Annotated in this window: 5 protein-coding genes and 1 pseudogene; 4 read left to right on the top strand and 2 right to left on the bottom strand. The window is 72.2% G+C overall.

Annotated elements, in window-relative coordinates:
• Positions 1–9 precede the first annotated feature (9 nt).
• The 4 genes and pseudogenes from OHS17_RS33015 (at position 10) to OHS17_RS33000 (ending at position 19,207) form a co-directional block, all read left to right on the top strand.
• A complete protein-coding gene (locus OHS17_RS33015) occupies positions 10–3,156 on the top strand; it encodes a type I polyketide synthase (protein WP_330315484.1) in 3,147 nt (1,048 codons plus the stop codon).
• Positions 3,157–3,161: 5 nt separating this feature from the next.
• A pseudogene (locus OHS17_RS33010) lies at positions 3,162–17,282 on the top strand (SDR family NAD(P)-dependent oxidoreductase); the annotation flags it as partial.
• 63 nt (positions 17,283–17,345) lie between these two features.
• A complete protein-coding gene (locus tag OHS17_RS33005) occupies positions 17,346–18,377 on the top strand; it encodes a ketoacyl-ACP synthase III family protein (RefSeq protein ID WP_330315482.1) in 1,032 nt (343 codons plus the stop codon).
• On the top strand, positions 18,371–19,207 hold the full coding sequence (locus OHS17_RS33000) for an alpha/beta fold hydrolase (RefSeq protein WP_330315481.1): 837 nt from the start codon (positions 18,371–18,373) through the stop codon (positions 19,205–19,207). Before OHS17_RS33005 ends, OHS17_RS33000 begins: the two co-directional genes overlap by 7 nt.
• An 88-nt stretch (positions 19,208–19,295) precedes the next feature.
• On the opposite strand, the gene scpA is transcribed toward OHS17_RS33000, so the two are convergent.
• Positions 19,296–21,491, bottom strand: coding sequence for a methylmalonyl-CoA mutase (scpA, locus tag OHS17_RS32995; protein ID WP_330315480.1), 2,196 nt, complete (start codon positions 21,489–21,491; stop codon positions 19,296–19,298).
• Positions 21,481–23,349 carry a methylmalonyl-CoA mutase family protein gene (locus OHS17_RS32990; RefSeq protein ID WP_330315479.1) on the bottom strand — a complete coding sequence of 623 codons (1,869 nt, stop codon included), beginning with the start codon at positions 23,347–23,349 and terminating at the stop codon, positions 21,481–21,483. The genes scpA and OHS17_RS32990 overlap by 11 nt, the downstream gene beginning before the upstream one ends.
• Between the last annotated feature and the right edge of the window lie 58 nt (positions 23,350–23,407).

Below are 23,407 nucleotides of genomic sequence, written 5' to 3'. Positions count from 1 at the left end.
GGGGGAGACATGACGACCGCGACCGGCGAAGACGCCAGGCTGCTCGACTACCTCAAGCGGATGACGATCGATCTGCGCGAGGCCCGGCAGCACATCAGGGACCTGGAGGACCGGCACCACGAGCCCATCGCCGTCGTCGGCATGGCCTGCGCCTACCCCGGGGGCGTCGCCGGGCCCGACGACCTCTGGGACCTGGTCGCCTCCGGCACCGACGCCGTCGGAGACTTTCCGGCCGACCGCGGCTGGGACCTCGACGCCCTCTACGACCCCGACCCCGAGTCCCCCGGCACCTGCTACACGCGCCACGGTGGCTTCCTGCCCGGAGCCGCCTCGTTCGACGCCGGGCTCTTCGGGATCACCCCCAAGGAAGCCCTCACCATCGACCCCCAGCAGCGCCTGCTGCTCGAACACGCCTGGGCGGCCGTTGAACAGGCCGGTGTCGACCCCCGGTCCCTGCGCGGCAGCCGCACCGGGGTCTTCGTCGGCGTCATGTACAACGACTACGGCGCACGGCTGAACCCCGCCCCCGAGGGCTTCGAGGGCTATATCGGCAGCGGCAGCGCCGCCAGCGTCGCCTCCGGCCGCATCTCGTACACCCTCGGCCTGCACGGTCCCGCCCTCACCGTGGACACGGCCTGCTCCTCCTCGCTGGTCTCCCTGCACCTCGCCGTCCAGTCGCTGCGCCGCGGCGAGTGCGCCTCCGCCCTCGCGGGCGGCGTCACGGTCATGGCCACCCCCACCGTCTTCACCGAGTTCGCCCGCCAACGCGGGCTGAGCACGGACGGCCGCTGCCGCTCCTTCTCCGCCGAGGCCGACGGCACCGGCTGGGCCGAGGGTGTCGGCGTCCTCTACCTCGAACGCCTCTCGGACGCCCGGAAGGCCGGGCACCCCGTCCTCGCCGTCATCCGGGGCAGCGCCGTCAACCAGGACGGCGCCAGCAACGGCCTGACCGCCCCCAACGGCCCCGCCCAGGAGCGGGTCATCCAGGAGGCCCTGGCCGACGCCCGGCTCACCCCCGGCGAGATCGACGCCGTCGAGGCCCACGGCACCGCCACCACCCTCGGCGACCCCGTCGAGGGCCAGGCCATCCAGGCCGCCTACGGCCCCGGACGGGAGCCCGGCCGCCCGCTGCGCCTCGGCTCCCTCAAGTCCAACATCGGACACAGCCAGGCCGCCGCGGGCGTCGGCGGCGTCATCAAGACCGTCATGGCCCTGCGCCACCAACTCCTGCCGCGCACCCTGCACGCCGAGAACCCGACCTCCCACATCGACTGGAGCTCCGGCAGCGTCGCCCTGCTCCAGGAACCCGTCGCCTGGCCGCGCGACCCGGCACGTCCGCGCCGCGCCGGAGTCTCCTCCTTCGGCATCAGCGGCACCAACGCCCATGTGATCGTGGAGGAGGCCCCGCAGGAGGACGAACGCCCCGCCGCACGCGACACCGCCGTCGCCTGGCCGCTCGCCGCCCGCACCCCCAAGGCGCTGCGCGACCAGGCCGCCCGCCTCGCCGCGCACCTGCACCGCACCCCCACCGCCACCGTCGACGTCGCCCACACCCTGGCCACCGGCCGCACCCCCTTCGCCCACCGGGCCGTCCTCGTCGGCAGCGAGCCCGCCCAGCTGATCCAGGGCCTGGAGAAGCTCGCCCGCGGCGCCGGTGCGCCCGGCCTCACCAAGGGCGCCCCCGACCCTGCCGCGAAGGCACCGCTGGCCGTGGTGTTCTCCGGACAGGGCTCCCAGCGGCCCGGGATGGGCGCCGAGCTGTACGCCCGCTTCCCCGCGTTCGCCCAGGCCTTCGACAAGGTCTGCGCGGAGCTCGACCGCCATCTCGACATCCCCCTGCGTACGGTGCTCCTCGGCGAGGACCCGGCGGTCGACGGCGAACTCGTCCACCAGACCGCTTACACCCAGGCGGGCATCTTCGCCGTCGAGGTGGCCCTGTACCGCCTGCTCGAACACTTCGGCGTCACCCCGGACTTCGTCTCCGGCCACTCCGTCGGCGAACTCGCGGCCGCCCATGTCGCCGGTGTCTGGTCGCTGTCCGACGCGGCGGTCCTCGTCGCCGCCCGCGGCCGCCTCATGCAGGCCCAGCCCGGCGGCGGCGCCATGCTGGCCGTCGAGGCGACCGCCGCCGAGGCGGAACCGCTCCTCGCGGGCCGGGAGCACGAGGTCTCCCTCGCCGCCGAGAACGGCCCCTCCTCCGTGGTGATCTCCGGTGACCCCGAAGCCGTACGGGAGATCGGCGCCGCCTTCACCGCGCAGGGCCGCCGCACCAAGCTGCTCAAGGTCAGCCACGCGTTCCACTCCCCGCACATGGACGGGATGCTCGCCGAGTTCGAGACCGTCGCCCAGCAGCTCATCTACCACCGGCCCACCATTCCCGTCGTCTCCAACCTCACCGGGGACGTCGCCGGGGACGAACTCCTCACCCCCGGCTACTGGGCCGACCACGTCCGCCGCCCCGTCCGCTTCGCCTCCGGCATCCGCCGGCAGGCCGAACTGGGCGTCGCCACCTTCCTGGAGGCCGGCCCGGACAGCGTCCTGACCTCGATGATCACCGAGATCCTCGCGGACACCTCCGACAGCGCCCGCGCCGGTGTCATCGCCCTGGCTCGCCGCGACCAGGAGGAGCCCCTCGCCTTCCTGGCCGCCCTGGCCCGCCTGCACGTCGGCGGCCGCTCCGTGCACTGGCCGGCCGCGACGGCCGGCTCCGCCCCCCGCACGGTCGCCCTTCCCCCGTACGCCTTCCAGCACCGCCGGTACTGGCTCGACGAGGTCGCGCCCCGGGTCACCGCCGGTCCCGGGCGCGCCCGCACCGACACCGCGGTGCCGGTGCCCGCGGACGAGGTCCCCGAGGACAGCACACCGTCCACCGCGGCCCGCCTGGCGGCGACCCCGGCGGCGGACCGCCCCGCGCTCATCCTGGCCGCCGTGCTGGAGGTCGCGGCCGAGGTGATGGGCCTCGACTCACCGTCCGAGGTGAACGTCGAGACCCCGCTGCTGGAACTGGGCTTCACCTCCCTGATGGCGGTCGACCTCCGCAACAAGGTCATCGAGTCGACCGGTGTCGACCTGCCCGCCACGGTCGTCTACGACCACCCCACTTTCGAAGCGCTGGCGAGCTATGTGGACTCGCTCATGAACACGGATCGAGGCTGAACCAGATGAACGAGTCCATGGCCATTGCCGTTGTCGGAATGTCGTGCCGATTCCCGGGTGCCGAGAGTGGCCCGGGGGAGTTCTGGGAGGGGCTGGTCGGTGGGCTCGATGCGGTGGGCGAGGTGCCTTCGGATCGTTGGGACGGTGAGGGGTTTTATGACCCCGATCCGTCGGTGGCGGGGAAGTCGGTGGCTCGGCGTGCGGGGTTTTTGAGTCGGGTTGATGGTTTTGACGCGCGGTTCTTTGGTATTTCGCCGCGTGAGGCTGTGGCGATGGATCCGCAGCAGCGGTTGGTGTTGGAGTTGGCGTGGGAGGCGTTCGAGGACGCCGGTGTGGTGGCGGGTTCGGTGCGGGGGTCTGCCGCGGGTGTGTTCGTGGGGGCGATGGCGGACGATTATGCGGTTTTGGCGCGTCGAGGTGGTGTGGAGGGGATCGGTGCTTTCACGTCGACGGGTCTTGCGCGGAGTGTGATCGCGAATCGGGTGTCGTTTCTGTTGGGTTTGACGGGTCCGTCGTTGGTGGTGGATTCGGGTCAGTCGTCGGCGTTGGTGGCGGTGCATCAGGCGTGTGAGGCGTTGCGTCGTGGTGAGGTGTCGTTGGCGTTGGCGGGTGGGGTGAATTTGATGCTGGCGCCGGAGTCCTCGGTGGCGGTGTCGAAGTTCGGTGGGTTGTCGCCGGATGGGCGTGCGTTTGTTTTCGATGGCCGGGCGAATGGTTATGTGCGGGGTGAGGGTGGGGGTCTTGTTGTTCTGAAGCGGCTGGAGGATGCGGTCGCTGATGGTGATGATGTGGTGTGTGTGATCGCGGGTGGTGCGGTCAACAATGATGGTGGTGGTGATGGTCTGACGGCTCCGCGTGTGGAGGGTCAGGCCGGGGTGTTGCGGCTTGCTTGTGAGCGGGCGGGTGTGGCGCCGGGCGAGGTCGGTTACGTGGAACTGCACGGGACCGGGACGGCGTTGGGTGATCCGGTCGAGGCCGCGGCTCTGGGAATGGTGCTGGGGAATGCCCCGGGGCGCGCCGAGCCGCTTCTCGTGGGTTCGGCGAAGACGAATGTCGGGCATTTGGAGGGTGCGGCGGGGATTGTCGGTCTGATCAAGGCCGCGATGTCGGTGCGGTATGGGGTGGTGCCGGCGAGTCTGAATTTCGAGTCGGTGAATCCGGCGATTGATCTTGATGAATTGAATCTGCGGGTCCAGACATCGACGGGTGTGTGGGAGGGATCCCGTATCGCGGGTGTGTCCTCGTTCGGTATGGGCGGGACGAACTGCCACCTGATTCTCCGCCCGGCCCCCGAGCGGGCCCCTGCCGTGCAGGGTGCGGACCCGGTCCTGGTGCCGTGGGTGGTCTCGGGGCGCAGCGCGGAGGCACTGCGCGCGCAGGCGGACAAGCTCGCCGAGTTCGTACGCGGCTCTGACCCGTCGCTGCTGGATGTCGGGTACTCGCTGGCCTCGTCGCGCACGGTTTTCGAGCACCGCGCGGTGGTGATCGGTGCGGATCGTGCGGAGCTGGTCGCGGGTCTGGAGTCGGTGCGGGGCGGCCGGCCGGTGGCGGGTGCTGCGGGTACGGCGTTGTTGTTCACGGGGCAGGGGTGCCAGCGGGCAGGGATGGGCCGGGAGCTGTATGAGGCGTACCCGGTCTTCGCCGAGGCGTTCGATGCTGCCTGTGCGCATCTGGACGTGCCTCTGGGCCGGTCGTTGAAGGATGTGGTGTTCGGGGGCGATCCGGTGCTGGATCAGACCCGGTTCACGCAGGCCGCCCTGTTCGCGCTTGAGTCGGCTCTTTTCACGTTGGTGTCGTCGTGGGGTGTGCGTCCGGATGCGCTGATCGGTCACTCGATCGGTGAGGTGACCGCCGCGTTCGCGGCGGGGGTGTTCTCGCTGGAGGACGCGTGTGCGCTGGTCGCGGTACGAGGCCGGCTGATGCAGGCCGCGCGTGCGGGCGGGGCGATGCTCGCGATCGCCGCGCCGGAAGCCGATGTGGTCCCGGAGCTGGTCGAGGGTGTGTCGCTGGCTGCGGTGAACGGTCCGGCAGCGGTGGTCGTCTCCGGTGACGCGGACGCGGTTGAGGCGTTGGAGGAGCTGTTCCGTAGCCGTGGGGTCAAGGTCAAGCGCCTCACGGTCTCGCACGCGTTCCACTCCGGCCACATGGACACGGCCCTGGCCGAGTTCGAGCAGGAGATCGGCTCCCTCACGTTCAACGAGCCGCACATCACCGTCATATCGAACGTCACCGGCCAGGTCGCGGACGAGCTGACGGACCCCGCTTACTGGGCGCGTCAGATCCGTGCGGCGGTGCGCTTCGATGACGGCATCCGCACCCTGGACGCCCAGGGCATCACCACGTACCTCGAACTCGGCCCGGATCCCGTCCTGACGTCCCTCGTTCAGAACACCCTGGACACCCCCACCGCAGCCTCCGCACTCAAGAGTGAGCGTGACGAGGCCAAAACACTGCTCCGGGCGCTGGGCACCGCCTACTCCAGCGGGACCGATGTCGACTGGACCGCCTTCCTGCCGGGCGGGAACCGGGTCAAGCTCCCCACGTACGCCTTCCAGCGCAAGCGCTACTGGATCGACGTCCCCGACGCACCCCAGGCGTCCTCCGCCCCCGCCCCCGAGCAGGAGGCCGACGAGGTCGAGAACGGGACGACCTGGGCCGGCAGGCTGCGCGGGCTGAACGAGAGGCAGCGGGAGGCGCTGATCGCGGACCTCATCTGCCGCCACACCGCAGAGGTGCTGGAGTACGACGCGACCGACGTGCTCGACCCCGCCCTGCCCTTCAAGGAGCTGGGCCACAACTCCCTGTCGTCCGTCGAGCTGCGCAGCCGCCTGGCCGCCGACCTCGGCATCGCTCTGCCGTCCTCGCTCGTCTACGACTACCCGACGCCGCTCGTGCTGGCCCGCCACATCGTGACGGCGCTGCTCGGCACCAGCGATGCGCGCGACCTCCCCGACGCCGTTTCTGCCTCCGGCTCCGACGAGCCGTTGGCGATTGTGGGCATGGCCTGCCGCTATCCGGGTGGAGTGGTCTCCCCGGAAGGGCTGTGGGGGCTGGTCGCTGAAGGCCGGGACGCGATCGGGGACTGGCCGGAGGACCGTGGCTGGGATGTCGAGGGGCTGTACGACACCGAGCGCGGCGTGCCGGGCAAGTCCTACGCCCGGTACGGCGGGTTCTTGGAGGGGGTGGACGGGTTCGACGCGGAGTTCTTCGGGATCTCGCCGCGTGAGGCGCTCGCCATGGACCCGCAGCAGCGCCTGCTGCTGGAAACGGCGTGGGAGGCGCTGGAGCGTTCCGGAATTGTTCCGCAGTCGCTCAAGGGCAGTCGGACGGGTGTGTTCGTCGGTGCGATGACCGGGGAGTACGGTCCGCGCCTGGCGGAGCCGGTTGCGGGGACGGAGGGGTACCTCCTCACCGGCAACACGGCGAGTGTTGCTTCGGGCCGTATCTCCTACACCCTCGGCCTGGAAGGCCCGGCGGTCACGGTCGATACGGCGTGCTCGGCTTCTCTGGTCGCTCTGCATCTGGCGGCTCAGTCGTTGCGCAGTGGTGAGTGCTCGCTTGCCCTGGCCGGTGGTGCGACGGTGATGTCGTCGCCGGGGATGTTCGTGGAGTTCTCGCGGCAGCAGGGGTTGTCGCAGGACGGCCGGTGCAAGGCGTTCTCCGCCAGTGCGGACGGCACGGCCTGGGGCGAGGGCGCGGGCGTCCTCCTCCTGGAGCGGCTGTCCGATGCCCGGGCGAACGGCCACCCGGTTCTCGCTCTCGTCAAGGGTTCGGCGATCAACCAGGACGGTGCGAGCAACGGGCTCAGCGCGCCGAACGGCCCCTCTCAGCAGCGTGTCATCCGTCAGGCCCTGGCCAATGCGGGTCTGAGCGGCACGGACGTCGATGTGGTGGAGGCGCACGGGACGGGGACCAAGCTCGGTGACCCGATCGAGGCGCAGGCCCTGATCGCCACCTACGGGCAGGAGCGGGCCCCCGAACAGCCTTTGTGGTTGGGGTCGTTGAAGTCGAACATCGGGCACACCATGGCCGCCGCAGGCGTGGGTGGTGTGATCAAGATGGTCATGGCGATGCGTCAGGGAATCCTCCCGCAGACGCTGAATGTCACCGACCCGACGTCGCACGTGGACTGGTCCCAGGGCTCGGTGGAGCTGCTGACCGAGCAGCGGCCGTGGCCCGAGCTGGACCGCCCGCGCCGTGCGGCTGTGTCCTCGTTCGGGATCTCGGGCACGAACGCGCACATGATTTTGGAGGAGGCCCCGGAGGCGTCGCTGCCGGAGGTTTCCGTCGGTGGTGTGGTGCCGTGGGTGTTGTCCGGTCGGACTGAAGAGGCCCTGCGTGATCAGGTGGCTCGTCTGACGGAGTTCGTGGAGAGTGCCCCGGAGCTCACGCCGGGCGCTGTTGCGACCGCCCTGGTCTCGCACCGTACGGTGTTCGGGCAGCGCAAGGCCGTGGTCGGCAGCACCCGGCAGGAACTGCTGGACGCGCTGCGTGCGGATGCCGGAGCGGCGGGCGAGGCGGTCGCGGGCCGTACGGTGTTTGTGTTCCCGGGGCAGGGTTCGCAGTGGATCGGTATGGCGGCGGGCCTGTTCGAGGCGTCGCCGGCGTTCCGGGCCCGGCTCGAAGACTGTGCGCGTGCCTTGTCCGTACACACGGACTGGGATCTGCTGCCGGTCCTGCTGGACGGTGACCCGGAGGGCCTGCTGGAACGGGTCGACGTGATCCAGCCCGCTCTCTGGGCGGTGATGGTCTCCCTCGCCGAGGCGTGGCGTTCCTACGGGGTCCTGCCGGATGCGGTGGTGGGGCACTCGCAGGGCGAGATCGCGGCTGCTGTCGTCTCGGGTGCGCTGTCCTTGGAGGACGGCGCCCTGGTGGTGGCTCTGCGGAGCCGGGCCATCATCGCTCTGGCGGGCCGGGGCGGGATGCTCTCGGTCGCGCTGCCCGCCGACGCGGTGCGCTCGTACCTGGTGCGGTGGCCGGACGACCTGAGCGTGGCCACGGTCAACGGCCCCTCCTCCACCGTGGTCTCGGGTACGGACAGCGCTCTGGACGAGCTCGTTGCGGTGCTCGACGCGGACGGGGTGCGTTCGCGTCGTATCGCGGTGGACTACGCCTCGCACTCCCCTCACGTCGAGTCGATCCAGGCCGAGCTGGCGCAGCTCCTGGCCCCGGTCGCTCCCCGGGTGCCGGAGATTCCGTTCTACTCGACCGTCACGAACGAGGTCGTGGACAGCGCGGTCCTGGACGCGGGGTACTGGTACCGGAATCTGCGTCAGACGGTTGAGTTCGAGAAGACGACCCGGGCCCTGCTCGCGGACGGCTTCACCACGTTCATCGAGTCGAGTGCTCACCCGGTCCTGACGATCGGTCTTCAGGAGACCTTCGAGGCCGCCGAAGCGGTCGCGGCGCTCGCAGTGCCGTCGCTCCGCCGGGACGAAGGCGGCCTGGACCGGTTCCTGCTCTCCGTTGGTCAGGCATGGACCCACGGCGTCCCCGTCGACTGGACCACAGCCCTCCCCGAGCCCCAGCACCCGCTCGACCTGCCCACGTACGCCTTCCAGCGCACCCGCTACTGGCTCGACCCCGTCAAGACGACCGGTGACGTCTCCACCGCCGGGCTCACCACCGCCGCGCACCCGTTCCTGGGTGCCGTGATCGACCTGGCCGGCTCCGACGGCACCGTCTTCACCGGTCGGCTCTCGCTGAAGTCGCACCCGTGGCTCGCCGACCACGCCGTCTCCGGCACGGTCCTGCTGCCCGGCACCGCCTTCGTCGACCTCGCGCTGCACGCGGCCGACGAGACCGGCTGCGAGGTCCTTGAAGAGCTCACCCTGCAAGCCCCCCTCGTCCTCACCGGTTCCGCTGCCGTCCTCCTGCGCGTCGAGGTCGGCGAGCCCGACGAGGACGGCCGCCGCAGCGTCGGCATCCACTCCCGCCCCGACACCGAGGGCGCCCTCTGGACCCGGCACGCCACCGGCGAACTCGGCCACGGCAACACCCCCAGGGTGTCCGCCGATGCGGTGTGGCCGCCGGCCGGGGCGGTCCGGCTGGACACGAGCACGCTGTACGAGGAACTGGCGGCGGCGGGTTACGAGTACGGGCCCGCCTTCCAGGGTGTCCAGGCCGCATGGCGCAACGGGGAAGATGTCTTCGCCGAGGTCTCCCTCGCCGAGGACCAGCACCAGGATGCCGACACCTTCGGCATCCATCCCGCCCTGCTCGACGCCACCCTCCACACCGCACTCCTGACCCCCGGCACCGAACTGCCCGCACCCCGCCTGCCCTTCGCCTGGTCCGGCATCCACCTCCACGCCACCGGCGCCACCACCGTCCGAGTCCACATCACCCCCACCCCCACCGACAGCATCACCCTCCACATCACCGACACCACCGGACAACCCGTCGCCACCCTCACCTCCCTCGCACTCCGCGAGGTGGACCCCGCCCAGCTGGGGCAGGGCTCCGTTGGCGCCGACGACGCGCTGTACCACCTGGACTGGACCCCGGTGCAGGCCGCCCAGGACACCGAAGCCCGGCCGTTCGTCGTCGTCGGGGCCGGGCCCGCTTCCGTACGGGCCACCCGTTACGCGGACCTCACCGCTCTCCGCGACGCGCGGACGGACGGGGACTCCGCCGACGCCCTGCTGTTCCTGACCGCGGACGCGGCGGACGACCGGTGCACGCCGGACGCCGCCCGGGCCGCCGTCCACCAGGTGCTCACCGCGGTCCAGGAGTGGCTTGCCGAGGACCGGTTCGCCGACGCCCGCCTGGTCGTCGTGACGCGTGGGGCCGTCGCGACGGACTCCGCGACCGCGCCCGGGGCGCCCGCGTACGCACCCGTCTGGGGCCTGCTGCGTACCGCTCAGACGGAGAACCCCGGACGCTTCGTCCTCGTGGACCTGGACGACGACCCGGCCTCCGCTGCGGGCCTGACGGCCGCACTCGCCTGTGGCGAGGCGCAGTTCGCCCTGCGCGCGGGCAAGGTGCTCGTCCCGCGCCTGGCCCGTGCGGCGGGGCGCGCCGACCTCCTGCTCCCCCCGGCCGGGGACGAGCCCTGGCACCTGGACGTCACCGCCCGCGGCACGCTGGAGGCCCTCACCCTGGTGACCGGCGCCGAGGCGGCCGCCCCGCTCGGGCCGCTGGAGGTGCGGGTCGCGGTCCGGGCCGCTGGGCTCAACTTCCGTGACGTGCTGATCGCGCTCGGCGTCTACCCGGGCGAGGCGTCCATGGGCACCGAGGGCGCCGGTGTGATCACCGAGACCGGCGCGGACGTCACCGGTCTCGCCGTCGGCGACCGGGTCACCGGCATGCTGCCCGGCTCCTTCGGACCCGTATCGGTCGTGGATCACCGGCTCGTCGTCCGTATCCCCGACACGTGGTCGTACGAGGACGCGGCCGCCATGCCCATCGTCTTCGGCACCGCCTACTACAGCCTGGTCGAACTCGCGGGGCTGCGGTCCGGCGAAACCCTCCTCGTGCACGCCGCCGCCGGAGGAGTCGGCATGGCGGCCGTGCAGCTCGCGCGCCACCTGGGCGCCGAGGTCTACGGCACCGCCGGCCCCACCAAGTGGGACGCGCTGCGGGCCTCCGGCCTGGACGACGCGCACATCTCCTCCTCGCGCACCCTCGACTTCGAGGAGCGGTTCCGGGAGGCGACGGACGGCCGCGGCATGGACGTCGTACTCGACTGCCTGGCACGGGAGTTCGTGGACGCCTCGCTGCGGCTGCTGCCGCGCGGCGGCCGCTTCGTCGAGATGGGCAAGACCGACATCCGCGACGCGGACGAGGTCGCCGCCGCCCATGCCGGGGTGGCCTACCAGGCGTTCGACCTGATCGATGTCGCGCACCGGGACCCCGAGAAGTTCCGGCACATGCTGACCGAGATCGTCGCCCTCTTCGAGTCGGGCGCACTGCACCACTCGCCGGTCCGTGCCTGGGACATCCGCCGGGCCCCGGAAGCCTTCCGCTTCCTGAGCCAGGCGCAGAACGTCGGCAAGATCGTCCTGACCGTGCCGCCCGCTCTCGACCCCGAGGGAACGGTCCTGATCACCGGCGGCACCGGCACCCTGGGCGCGCTCTTCGCCCGCCACCTGGTCACCGCGTACGGAGCCCGCCACCTCCTCCTGACCAGCCGACGCGGCCCCGACGCCCCCGGAGCCGACACCCTGCGGGCCGAACTCGAAGCCCTCGGTGCGACCGTCACCCTGGCAGCCTGCGACGCCGCCGACCGGGACGCGCTTGCCGCGCTCCTGGCCGCCGTACCCACCGACCACCCCCTCACCGCGGTCATCCACACCGCGGGCGCCCTGGACGACGGCACGGTCACCGCACTCACCCCCGAGCGCCTCGACACCGTCCTGCGCCCCAAGGCCGACGCCGCCTGGCACCTGCACGAACTCACCCGCGACACCGACCTCGCCGCCTTCGTCCTCTTCTCCTCCGTCATGGGCGCCATCGGAGGCGCCGGCCAGGCCAACTACGCGTCCGCCAACACCTACCTGGATGCCCTCGCCGCGCACCGCCGGGCCGCCGGACTCCCCGCCACTTCGCTGGCCTGGGGCTTCTGGGACCAGCGCAGCGAACTCACCGGTGACCTGGACGAGGCCGACCTCGCCCGCATGACGCGGGCCGGTCTGGTGCCCCTCGGCTCGTCCGAGGGACTGGCCCTCTTCGACCGGGCGCTCACCGACCCCGGCGCCGCCCTGGTCCCGGCCCGTCTCGACCTCGCCCGGCTGCGTACCCAGGCCGACAGCGGCGCGCTGGCGCCCGTACTCTCCGGACTCGTCCGCGCCCGCACGGCGCGCAGGGCCGCGGCGTCGGCCGCCGCGACCACCGGGGCCGCAGACCGCTTCGCCGGACTCACCGGCAGCGACCTGGACCGGGCCCTGCTGGATCTCGTACGGACCAACGCGGCGACCGTGCTGGGTCACTCCTCCCCGGCGTCGATCGGGCCCGACAGCAAGTTCAAGACGCTCGGGTTCGACTCCCTCTCCTCCGTCGAACTGCGCAACCGGCTCGGTGAGGCGACCAAGCTGCGCCTGTCGGCCACCGCCGTCTTCGACCATCCGACCCCGGACGCGATGGTCGCCCACCTGCGCGGCCTGCTCGGCGTCGAGGACACGACCGCGGCCCCGGCAGCCGTCCGTCAGGGCCCGCCGACCGACGGCGCCGGGACCGCCGACGACCCCATAGCCATCATCGGCCTCGGCTGCCGGCTGCCCGGCGGGGTGTCCTCTCCCGAGGACCTGTGGGAACTGCTCACCGCGGGCGCCGGCACCGCCGCCGACCTGCCCGACGACCGCGGCTGGGACCTGGAGGCCCTGTACGACGCCGACCCCGACCGCTCCCGCAAGAGCTATGTCCGCAAGGGCTCCTTCCTCTACGAGGCGGCCGAGTTCGACGCCGACTTCTTCGGGATCTCGCCGCGTGAGGCGCTCGCCATGGACCCGCAGCAGCGTCTGCTGCTGGAAACGGCCTGGGAGGCGTTCGAACGAGCGGGCATCCCGCCGGAGTCGGTGCAGGGCAGCCAGGCCGGAGTGTTCGTCGGCGCGCTCTTCCAGGAGTACGGCTCCCTCATGCACGAGGCATCGGAAGGAGTCGACGGCCTGCTGCTCACCGGCAAGACCACCAGCGTCATATCCGGCCGCCTCGCCTACTTCCTCGGCCTCGAAGGCCCCGCGATCACCGTGGACACGGCCTGCTCCTCCTCGCTGGTCGCCCTGCACCAGGCCGCGCAGTCCCTGCGCGGCGGAGAGTGCTCGCTCGCCGTCGCGGGCGGCGTCTCGGTGATGGCCACGCCCGGCATGTTCACCGAGTTCAGCCGCCAGCGCGGCCTGGCCACCGACGGCCGCATCAAGGCGTTCGCGGACGCGGCCGACGGAACGGCGTGGGGCGAGGGCGCGGGCGTCCTGCTGCTGGAACGGCTGTCGGATGCCCGGGCCAACGGCCACCCGGTGCTCGCTCTCATCAAGGGCTCGGCGGTCAATCAGGACGGTGCGAGCAACGGCCTCAGCGCGCCGAACGGCCCCTCCCAGCAGCGCGTCATCCGCCAGGCGCTGGCCAATGCCGGTCTGACGGGTACGGACATCGACGTCGTGGACGCGCACGGTACGGGCACCAAGCTCGGTGACCCGATCGAGGCGCAGGCGCTGATCGCGACGTACGGGCAGGAGCACTCGGCCGAACAGCCGCTGTGGCTCGGCTCGCTGAAGTCCAACATCGGCCACACCATGGCCGCCTCCGGTGCGGCCGGCGTCATCAAGATGGTGCTGGCCCTGCGCGAGGGAGTCCTTCCGCAGACCCTGGGGGTGGACACGCCGACGTCGCACGTGGACTGGTCCCAGGGGTCGGTGGAGTTGCTGACCGAGCAGCGGCCGTGGCCGGAGCTGGAGCGTCCGCGCCGCGCCGCCGTGTCGTCGTTCGGTATCTCGGGCACGAACGCCCACATGATCCTGGAGCAGGCCCCGGAGCAGGAGTACCGGGCCGACACGGAGGCGCCGGCGAACGTGCCGTGGGTGGTCTCCGCGAAGAGTCCGTCGGCGCTGCGTGAGCAGGCGGTGCGGCTCGCGGGCTTCGTCGAGCGCAATCCGCAGGAGTCGGCCGGGGCGGTGGCTGCCGCTCTGGTCGATTCACGTGAGCGTTTCGACCACCGGGCCGTGGTGCTCGGCAGCGGGCGCGCGGAGCTCCTTGCCGGCCTTGGCGCCCTGGCCGGGAGCGATGCGGCCGGCTCGGTGGTGACGGGTGAGGCGGTCACGGGTCGCACGGTGTTCGTCTTCCCGGGGCAGGGTTCGCAGTGGATCGGCATGGCGGCGGGCCTGTTCGAGGCGTCGCCGGCGTTCCGGTCCCGGCTTGAGGAGTGCGCGCGTGCCTTGTCCGCGTACACGGACTGGGATCTGCTGCCGGTGCTGCTCCAGGGCGACCCCGAGGGGCTGCTCGGGCGGGTGGATGTCATCCAGCCCGCGTTGTGGGCGGTGATGGTGTCCCTGGCCGAGGCGTGGCGCTCCTATGGCGTGGTGCCGGATGCGGTCGTCGGACACTCGCAGGGCGAGATCGCGGCGGCTGTGGTGTCGGGTGCGCTGTCCTTGGAGGACGGTGCGCTGGTGGTGGCTCTGCGGAGCCGGGCGATCATCGCGCTGGCGGGCCGGGGCGGGATGCTGTCGGTCGCGCTGCCCGCCGACGCGGTGCGCCCGTATCTCACGCGGTGGCCGGACGACTTGGGTGTGGCTACGGTCAACGGCCCGTCCTCGACCGTGGTCTCGGGTACGGACAGCGCCCTGGACGAGCTGGTCGCGGTGCTCGACGCGGACGGGGTGCGTTCCCGCCGTATCGCGGTGGACTACGCCTCGCACTCCCCGCACGTGGAGTCCATCCAGGCCGAGTTGGCGCAGCTCCTGGCGCCGGTCGCGCCTCGCGTTCCGGAGATCCCGTTCTACTCGACCGTCACGAACGAGGTGGTCGACAGCGCGGCACTGGATGCCGGGTACTGGTACCGGAACCTGCGGCAGACGGTCGAGTTCGAGAAGACGACGTGGAAGTTGCTCGCGGACGGCTTCACCACGTTCATCGAGTCCAGCGCCCACCCGGTTCTGACGATCGGTCTTCAGGAGACCTTCGAGGCCGCCGGTGCGGTCGCGGCGCTCGCGGTGCCGTCGTTGCGCCGGGACGAGGGCGGGCTTGAGCGGTTCCTGCTGTCCGTCGGCCAGGCGTGGACCCACGGCGTCCCCGTCGACTGGACCCCGCAGCTTCCCGAGGTCAGCCACCCCGTCGACCTGCCCACGTACCCCTTCCAGCGTCAGCACTACTGGCTCTCCGCCTCCCACGCCGCCACCCCCACCGTCTCCGACCTGGGCCCCGGTGCCCTCCCGCACCCGCTCCTCGGCGCGGCGGTCGAGCTGCCGGGCTCCGGATCACTGCTCTACACGGGGCGCCTTTCGCTCACCGCCCAGCCCTGGCTCGGCGACGCGGAGACGCTGCCCGGTGCCACGTTCCTGGAGCTCGCCCTGCGGGCCGGAGAGGAGGCGGGTACCGGCCGGGTGGACGAACTCACGCTCCACGAACCGCTCGTCGTACCCCGTCGGGGCGGCGTGCAGCTGCGGGTCGAGGTCGGAGAGCCGGAGGACGACGGGCTGCGCAGGCTGTCCGTGCACTCCCGCCGCGAGGGCAGGGCTCCGGGCACCGCCTGGACCCGGCACGCCACGGCCGTCCTGGCCGCCGACGAGCCCGCCCCGGGATGGGACCTGGAGGCCTGGCCGCCGCTCGACGCCGAACCGCTCGACGCGGGTTCGCTGCCCGGCATACGGGCGGCCTGGCGGCGCGACGGAGAGCTGTACGCCGAGATCGCGTCCGGTGAGGGGCACGACCCGGCGGGGTACGCCCTGCACCCCGCCCTGCTGGAGGCGGCGCTCGGCTCCGCCGTCCTGACCGGTCTCCCGGCCGGGGCCACCTCGGTGGAGTGGCGCGACGTCACTCTGCACGCCGTCGGCGCCACCACCCTGCGCGTGCGCGTCGTGCCCACCGCCGACGCACCCCTCGGCGTCGCCATCGAGATCGCGGACGGCAGCGGGGCGCCCGTCGCCACCGTCGGCGCGATGCTGCTGGAGGACGGGGCCGACGACCGGATCCGGCAGGCGGCGTCCGCCCAGCGCGGCGGGCAGTACACCGTCGAGTGGACCGACGAGAAGCCCGCCCCGGTGGCCGCAGCGGCCCCGCACAGCTGGGCGGTGGTCGGCGAGGACGCCTTCCGGGCCCGCTCCGGGCTCATGGCCGCAGGTACGTACGCCGAGGCCCACCCCGGTCTCGACGCCCTGGCGGCCCGGATCGAGGCGGAGGGCGCCCCCGCGCCCGAGGTCGTCCTGGTGTCCGTGGCGGCCACCGCGGACGGAGACGTCGCCACCTCCGTACGACGGGAGGTGGCGGAGGCGGCACAGCGCGTCCGCACCTGGCTCGCGGACGCCCGGTTCGCCGGCTCCCGGCTGGTGTTCCTCACCAAGGACGCCACCGCGGCCTCGGCGCCGCAGGGCGGCGACCCCGCCGCCGCGGCGGTATGGGGTCTGGTCCGCGCCGCCCAGGAGACGGACCCGGACCGCTTCGTCCTGGCCGACACCGACGGGAGCAAGGCGTCGTGGCGCTCCCTGGTCAAGGCCCTCGCCGCGGGGCACGACCAACTGGCCCTGCGTCGCAGCACGCTCAAGGTGCCCCGGCTCGTCCCGGCGGTCGCCGGCACGTGGCCCGCGTACGACCCCGAGGGCACGGTCCTCGTCGTCGGCCGGCAGGCCGAGCCGTACGCCCGCCGGCTGGCGGAGCGGCACGGTGTGCGGAACCTGCTGCTGGTCGGCACGCGGGACACGGCGGACCTCGAAGCCGGGCTCACCGCCGCCGGAGCCCGGGTGACCGTCGCCCCGGTCGACCCGGCCGACCCGACGGCCCTGGCGGACGCCCTCGCGGCGGTCCCCCCGGCCCACCCGGTCATCGCCGTCGTCCACGCCGTGGACCCGCAGGAGGACGTATCCGCCGAGGCGGCCCACACGGCCCGTACCGCGCCGGCCCTGCGCGAGGCGGCCGGGCCCGACGCCGCCTACGTCATGCTCTCCGAGGAGGAAGGGGCTTCCGGCGCCTTCCTGGAAGCCTGGGCGCGGGCGCTGCGCAGCGGCGGGACCGCGGCCGTGGCCCTGTCCGGCCGCCCCGGGACGGCCGGGCCCGTCGACGGGGAGCTGCTGGACGCCGCGACGGCGGTCGGCGCGGCCGGAGTCGTCGTGGCCGAGCCGGACTTCGAGGCGCTCGCCGCGCTCGCCGCGGCCGGCCGGCTGCCCGCCCTGTGGCGCGGCCTGGTCCGCGGACCGGCCCGACGCACCGTCAAGGAGGGCCCGGCCGGGGCCGGCGGCTTCAAGCAGCGGCTGCTCGCCCTCGACGCCGCCGGGTGCGACGCCCTGCTCCTGGACCTCGTCCGGGAGCACGCGGCGAACGTGCTCGGCCACGGCTCCGGCGACGCCATCGACGCGGACCGCAAGTTCCGGGACATGGGCTTCGACTCGCTCTCGGCACTGGCCCTGCGCAACGCCCTCAACGACGTCACCGCGCTGCGCATGCCGCCCGGTGTCGTCTTCGACCAGCCCACCTCGGCTGAGCTGGCCCAGCACATCAAGCAGCAGATCTTCGGCCGATAGACAGCCGAGTCACCAAGGAGACATGGCGTGAGAGTGGAAGGCGTGTACATCAGCTCGGTCGGGGTGTTCCTGCCCCGCCGGGTGAGTGCCGAGGACGCGGTCGCGGACGGCCTCTACGACGAGGAGGTGTACAAGGCGAGCGGTCTGACCGGCACCCATGTGTCGGACGGGATACCGGCGCTCGACATGGCGGTCACCGCCGCCCGGCAGGCACTGGAACGGTCCGGCCTGGACGCCGAGGACGTCGAGTCGCACGTGCACAGCGGCGTCTACTACCAGGGGCCCGACGGGTCCTACCCGCCCGCGTACGTCCTGCGCGAACTCGGGGTCGGCCGGGTGCCGTCGCTGCACATCCGGCAGGGCTGCAACGGCATGCTCGCCGCGATGGAGGTCGCGGTCGGGCAGATGACCGGCGCCGCCGAGGTGGAGACGGCGCTGCTGACCACCGCGCAGAACTTCTCCACCCCGCTGATCGACCGCTGGCGCGGCTTCGGCGACTCCTACATCCTCGCCGACGGGGCGGCCGCGGCCGTACTCAGCAGCGAGGACGGCTTCGCCGAGCTGCGCTCGGTCAACTCCGGGACGCTGCCCGAACTCGAGGCGTGGCACCGCGGCGACGAGTCGCTGCTGCCGCCGCAGGACGGGGCGGGCGAGCGGCTGGCCGTGGCCGAGCGGGCCGCCCTGTTCAACGAGCGGGAGATGTCGCTCGCGGAGACCGTCGAACGGATCGGCGCGTTCGACCTCGACATCGTGCACCGCTCGCTGGTCGACGCCGGGCTGAACGCCTCCGACATCGCCCGCGTCATCCCCATCAACCAGGACGGGCGCATGATCGAGTTCTCGGTCATGGCCCCCCTCGGCCTTCCGATGTCCCGCTCCAGCTGGGACTTCGGCCGCTCCGTCGGCCACGTCGGCGCCGCCGACCTGGTCATCTCCCTCGACCACCTGGTGCGCACCGGAGAGCTCGCGCCCGGTGACCACGTCCTGCTGCTCTCCCAGGGACCCGGCTGGATCAGCTCCGCCGGCGTCGTGACGATCAAGGAAGTTCCCGCATGGTGACCACGACCGCCCACGTGTCCGTACCGGGCACCGAGCTCTACTACGAGAAGACCGGGACCGGTCCGCTGCTGTTCCTGATGGACGGCGGCGGGGGCGACGCGCGCCGCACCGCGGCCCTCGTCGAGCGGCTCGCGGACCGGTACACGGTCGTCACCTACGACCGGCGCGGCATGTCCCGCTCCGCCGTGGGCGACCCCGCCCCGGAACTGGGCCCGCAGGTGCACACCGAGGACCTGGCGCTGCTGATGGAGGCCCTCGCGGACGGACCCTCGCTGCTGTTCGGCCACAGCGTCGGCGGAGTCATCGGACTGCACCTGACCGCGCGCCGGCCCGACCTGGTGTCGGTGTACGCGGCGCACGAGCCGTCCGAACTGGCCCTGCTCACGGGCGCCGACCGGGAGGCGGCCGCCGGTCTGATCGCCGCCGCCGAGAGCGACTACCGCACCTCCGGCTGGGGCCCCGCGCTGGGCCACATGGCCCGGTTCAACGACATCGACGTGACCGCCCAGGACGCCGAACCGGACGTCGTACCGGCGCCCATGACCCCCGAACAGCTCGCCAACATCGAGTTCTTCCTCGCCCACGAGATCGGCTCCTACCGCCACCACCTGATGTCCGACGCCGACCTCGACGCCCTCAAGTCCGGACCGGCCCGCGTCGTCCCGCTGGCCGGCCGCCCCTCCGAGCGCAGCTGGTCCTACCGCTGCGCCCGGAACCTGGCGGACCGTCTGGGCACCCCGCTGGAATCCGTCCCCGGCGGCCACAACGGCCTCAAGACCCACCCCACGGGCTTCGCGGCCCGCCTCCACGAGGTCCTGACCGCGTCCTGACCCCTCCGGGAAAGCGACTGCCGCTCGTGATCACCGTCCAGGTGACCACGAGCGGCAGTCGTCGTGTGGGGGAACAGCCGGCGGCCCGCTACAGCTCGTGGCCGAGTTCGGCGGCGAGCCGCCCCACCAGATCATGGGCCGCGTCGGGGATGACGGTCCCGGGCGGGAAGACCGCGGTGGCGCCCATGTCGAGGAGCGTGGGGATGTCGGCGGGGGGAATGACGCCACCGACGACGATCATCATGTCCTCGCGGCCCTCGGCCGCCAGTGCCTCACGCAGCGCGGGGACGAGGGTGAGGTGGCCGGCGGCCAGGGACGAGACGCCCACGATGTGCACGTCAGCTTCGACCGCCTGCCGGGCGACCTCGCCCGGGGTCTGGAAGAGCGGGCCGACGTCCACGTCGAAGCCCAGGTCGGCGAAGGCGGTGGAGATGACCTTCTGCCCCCGGTCGTGCCCGTCCTGGCCCATCTTGGCGACCAGGACGCGGGGACGGCGCCCCTCGGCCTCCTCGAACCGGCCGACGAGGGCCCGGGTGCGTTCGACGCGAGGAGACCCGCCCGCCTCGTGGCGGTACACACCGGAGATGGTGCGGATCTGGCCCGCGTGCCTGCCGTAGACCTTCTCCAGCGCGTCGGAGATCTCCCCGACGGTGGCCTTGGCGCGGGCGGCGTCCACGGCCAGGGCGAGGAGGTTGCCGTCGCCCCGGTCGGCGGCGGCGGTCAGCGCACTCAGCGTCGCCTGGCACGTCTGCTCGTCGCGTTCCTCGCGCAGGCGGCGCAGTTTGTCGATCTGCTGGGCGCGTACGGAGGTGTTGTCGACCTTGAGGACGTCGATCTGTTCGTCGGTCTCGACGCGGTATTTGTTGACGCCGATGACGGGTTGGCGGCCGGAGTCGATGCGGGCCTGGGTGCGGGCGGCGGCTTCCTCGATGCGGAGTTTCGGGATGCCGGCGTCGATGGCCTTGGCCATGCCGCCTGCGGCCTCGACCTCCTCGATGTGCTGCCAGGCGCGTCGCGCGAGGTCGTAGGTCAGTTTCTCGACGTAGGCGCTGCCGCCCCAGGGGTCGATGACGCGGTTGGTGCCGGATTCCTGCTGGAGGAGGAGCTGGGTGTTGCGGGCGATGCGGGCGGAGAAGTCGGTGGGCAGGGCCAGTGCTTCGTCCAGGGCGTTGGTGTGCAGTGACTGGGTGTGGCCCTGGGTGGCGGCCATGGCCTCGACGCAGGTGCGGGTGACGTTGTTGAAGACGTCCTGCGCGGTCAGCGACCACCCGGACGTCTGCGAGTGTGTCCGCAGCGACAGCGATTTGGGGTTCTTCGGGTCGAACTGTTGCACGAGCTTGGCCCAGAGGAGCCGGGCGGCGCGGAGTTTCGCGATCTCCATGAAGAAGTTCATGCCGATCGCCCAGAAGAAGGACAGCCGGGGTGCGAACGCGTCGACGTCGAGGCCCGCGCCGCGTCCGGCGCGCAGGTACTCGACCCCGTCGGCGAGGGTGTAGGCCAGCTCCAGATCGGCCGTCGCCCCGGCTTCCTGGATGTGGTAGCCGGAGATGGAGATCGAGTTGTAGCGCGGCATCTTCTGCGAGGTGTACGAGAAGATGTCGGAGATGATCCGCATCGAGGGCTTCGGTGGATAGATGTAGGTGTTGCGGACCATGAACTCCTTCAGAATGTCGTTCTGAATGGTCCCGGCCAGCTTCTCGGGCGGCACGCCCTGTTCCTCGGCGGCCACGATGTACAGCGCGAGGACGGGCAGGACCGCGCCGTTCATCGTCATCGACACCGACATGCGGTCCAGCGGGATGCCGTCGAAGAGCTGACGCATGTCGTAGATCGAGTCGATCGCCACACCCGCCATGCCCACGTCGCCGGTCACCCTCGGGTGGTCGCTGTCGTAGCCGCGGTGGGTCGGCAGGTCGAAGGCGACCGAGAGGCCCTTCTGACCCGCTGCCAGGTTGCGGCGGTAGAACGCGTTGGACTCCTCGGCCGTGGAGAAACCCGCGTACTGCCGGATCGTCCAGGGCTGGTTGACGTACATCGTCGGGTACGGGCCGCGCAGGTACGGCGCGACGCCCGGGTACGTACCGAGGAAGTCCAGGCCCTCCAGGTCGTGCCCGGTGTACAGGGGCTTGACGCCGATGCCCTCGGGGGTCTCCCACAGCAGATCGGCCGGGGCCGACCCCGTGGTCTCCTTCACCTCCGCCTGCCACAGATCGTCCGAACCGACGGGAGCGGGGGAGCCAAGGCCCAGGGCGGAGAAGTCGGGGATGATGTTCCTACTGCTCATGGGTCACGTCCATACGGTCGAGGGCAAGGGCCAGCACGGCGACCGCGTCGCATCCCGCGAAGACGTACGAGTCCACACCGCGATACGTCCCCGGGCGGCCGGCCAGGAACACCAGCGGCGCACCCGCCCCGACGAGCGCCTCGACGACCGCCTCGGCCTGCTCCTCGTACAGCGCGTCGCTGGAACACACGCAGACCGCGTCCGCACCGCTCGCGAGGTACGCCTCGGCGACGGTCGAAGGGTCGACGGACACCGGCTCGTGGACGGGCTCGATGCCACCCGCCTGGAACAGGTTGGAGGCGAAGGAGACCCGCGCGGTGTGCACCGCCGCCGGGCCCAGCGCGGCGATGAACACGCGCGGCCTGCTCCCGGTCGCCGCCAGATGGGCGTCCGAGCGGGACCGCAGCGCCTCGTAGTCCTCGTCGCGCCGAACGCGGGGCAGGCCGCCGGACGGAGCCGCGGGCGCGGGCTCACGGATCACCGGCTTCTCGGCCAGGAGGGGGAACTCGCTGACTCCGGTGACCGGTTCGCGGCGCTTGGCCAGGCCCTTCCGGCGTTCGGCCCAGGTGGCGGCGAGGCGTTCGGCGACCAGGCCCGAGCGCAGCGCGGCCACCTGGCCGCCCTCCTTCTCGACGGTCTTGAAGAACGCCCAGGCGGCGTGCGCGAGTTCGTCGGTGAGGCGCTCGACGTAGTACGAGCCGCCCGCCGGGTCGATCACGCGGGCGAGATGGGACTCCTCCAGCAGGATGGAGGAGGTGTTGCGGGCGATGCGCCGGGCGAACGCGTCGGGCAGGCCCAGCCCGTGGTCGAAGGGGAGCACGGTGACCGCGTCCGCGCCGCCCACTCCGGCGGCCAGAGCGGCTACGGTGGTGCGCAGCATGTTCACCCACGGGTCGCGCCGGGTCATCATCACCGGCGAGGTCACCGCGTGCTGGAGCTGGGCGCCGGCTTCGGGGGCGCCCGAGGCCTCGGCGACCCGCGCCCACAGTCGGCGCGCCGCCCGCAGCTTGGCGATGGTCAGGAACTGGTCGGTGGTGGCCGCGTACCGGAACTCCAGCTGGCCCAGGGCCGCTTCCGCGTCCAGGCCGTGCTCGGTGAGGGCGCGCAGGTAGGCGACCCCGGTGGCCAGGGACAGGCCCAGCTCCTGCGCGGCGCTGCCGCCCGCCTCGTGGTACGGCAGGACGTCCACGGTCAGCGTACGGACCAGGGGGTACCGCGAGGCGAGGGCCCGGGCCTGCTCGGCGGGGCCGGAGATGTCGAGCGGCTCGCCGGTCCGGGCCTCGTGGCCCAGCGGATCGGCCCCGAGGTTCGCGCGTACGGACGCGGGGGGCATCCGGCGCTCGGCACACAGGTCCAGGAACGCGCGTGCCGCCTCCGCGTGGTCGGCACCGGCGTCCAGTACTACGGGCGCGAGGTCCAGGTGGACCCCGGCCAGGGCCGGGGCGAGGTCCCCGGCCGGAATGCCGTCGGTGCCGACGGGGAGCCAGAGAGAGGTGCCTCCGTTCTCCAGATCGGCGAGTACGGCCTCGTTCACGCGTGCGGGGTCGGTGCCCGTGAGCCGCTGGCGTACGTCCCAGCCGCTCGCGGCGTTGCCCGCGGCCCTGCCCCCGCGGACGAAGGGGGCGAAGCCGGGAAGGCCCACGGCGCCGGGTTCGGGCGGGCTTTCGCGCGCGGTGTACAGAGGACGGGCGGTCAGCCCGTCCTGGAGCTGGGTGGACAATGCTTCTTCCGCGGCGTCGCCGGAGGCGTCCCTGCCCGACTTGCGCAGTACGCCCTCTACCAGGCGCTGCCACTGCTCATGTGTCGGGTCGGGGAACTCGGCGGCCAGGGAGAGCCCGTCGTCAGGCAGGACCGTCATGGCGCGGATGCTAGGGGGCCCCGCTAAACCGGGGCCGTAGCCAATGAAGGACACAGGC

It is taken from the genome of Streptomyces sp. NBC_00523, from assembly GCF_036346615.1.
Taxonomy (GTDB): domain Bacteria; phylum Actinomycetota; class Actinomycetes; order Streptomycetales; family Streptomycetaceae; genus Streptomyces.
Note: the sequence above shows the minus strand (reverse complement) of the source record. Positions and strands in the feature narration are given on the sequence as shown.

Coding starts and splice junctions, on each gene's coding strand:
- OHS17_RS33015 (WP_330315484.1), top strand. CDS start 10: ATGACGACCGCGACCGGCGAAGACGCCAGGCTGCTCGACTACCTCAAG.
- OHS17_RS33000 (WP_330315481.1), top strand. CDS start 18,371: ATGGTGACCACGACCGCCCACGTGTCCGTACCGGGCACCGAGCTCTAC.
- scpA (WP_330315480.1), bottom strand. CDS start 21,491: ATGAGCAGTAGGAACATCATCCCCGACTTCTCCGCCCTGGGCCTTGGC.
- OHS17_RS32990 (WP_330315479.1), bottom strand. CDS start 23,349: ATGACGGTCCTGCCTGACGACGGGCTCTCCCTGGCCGCCGAGTTCCCC.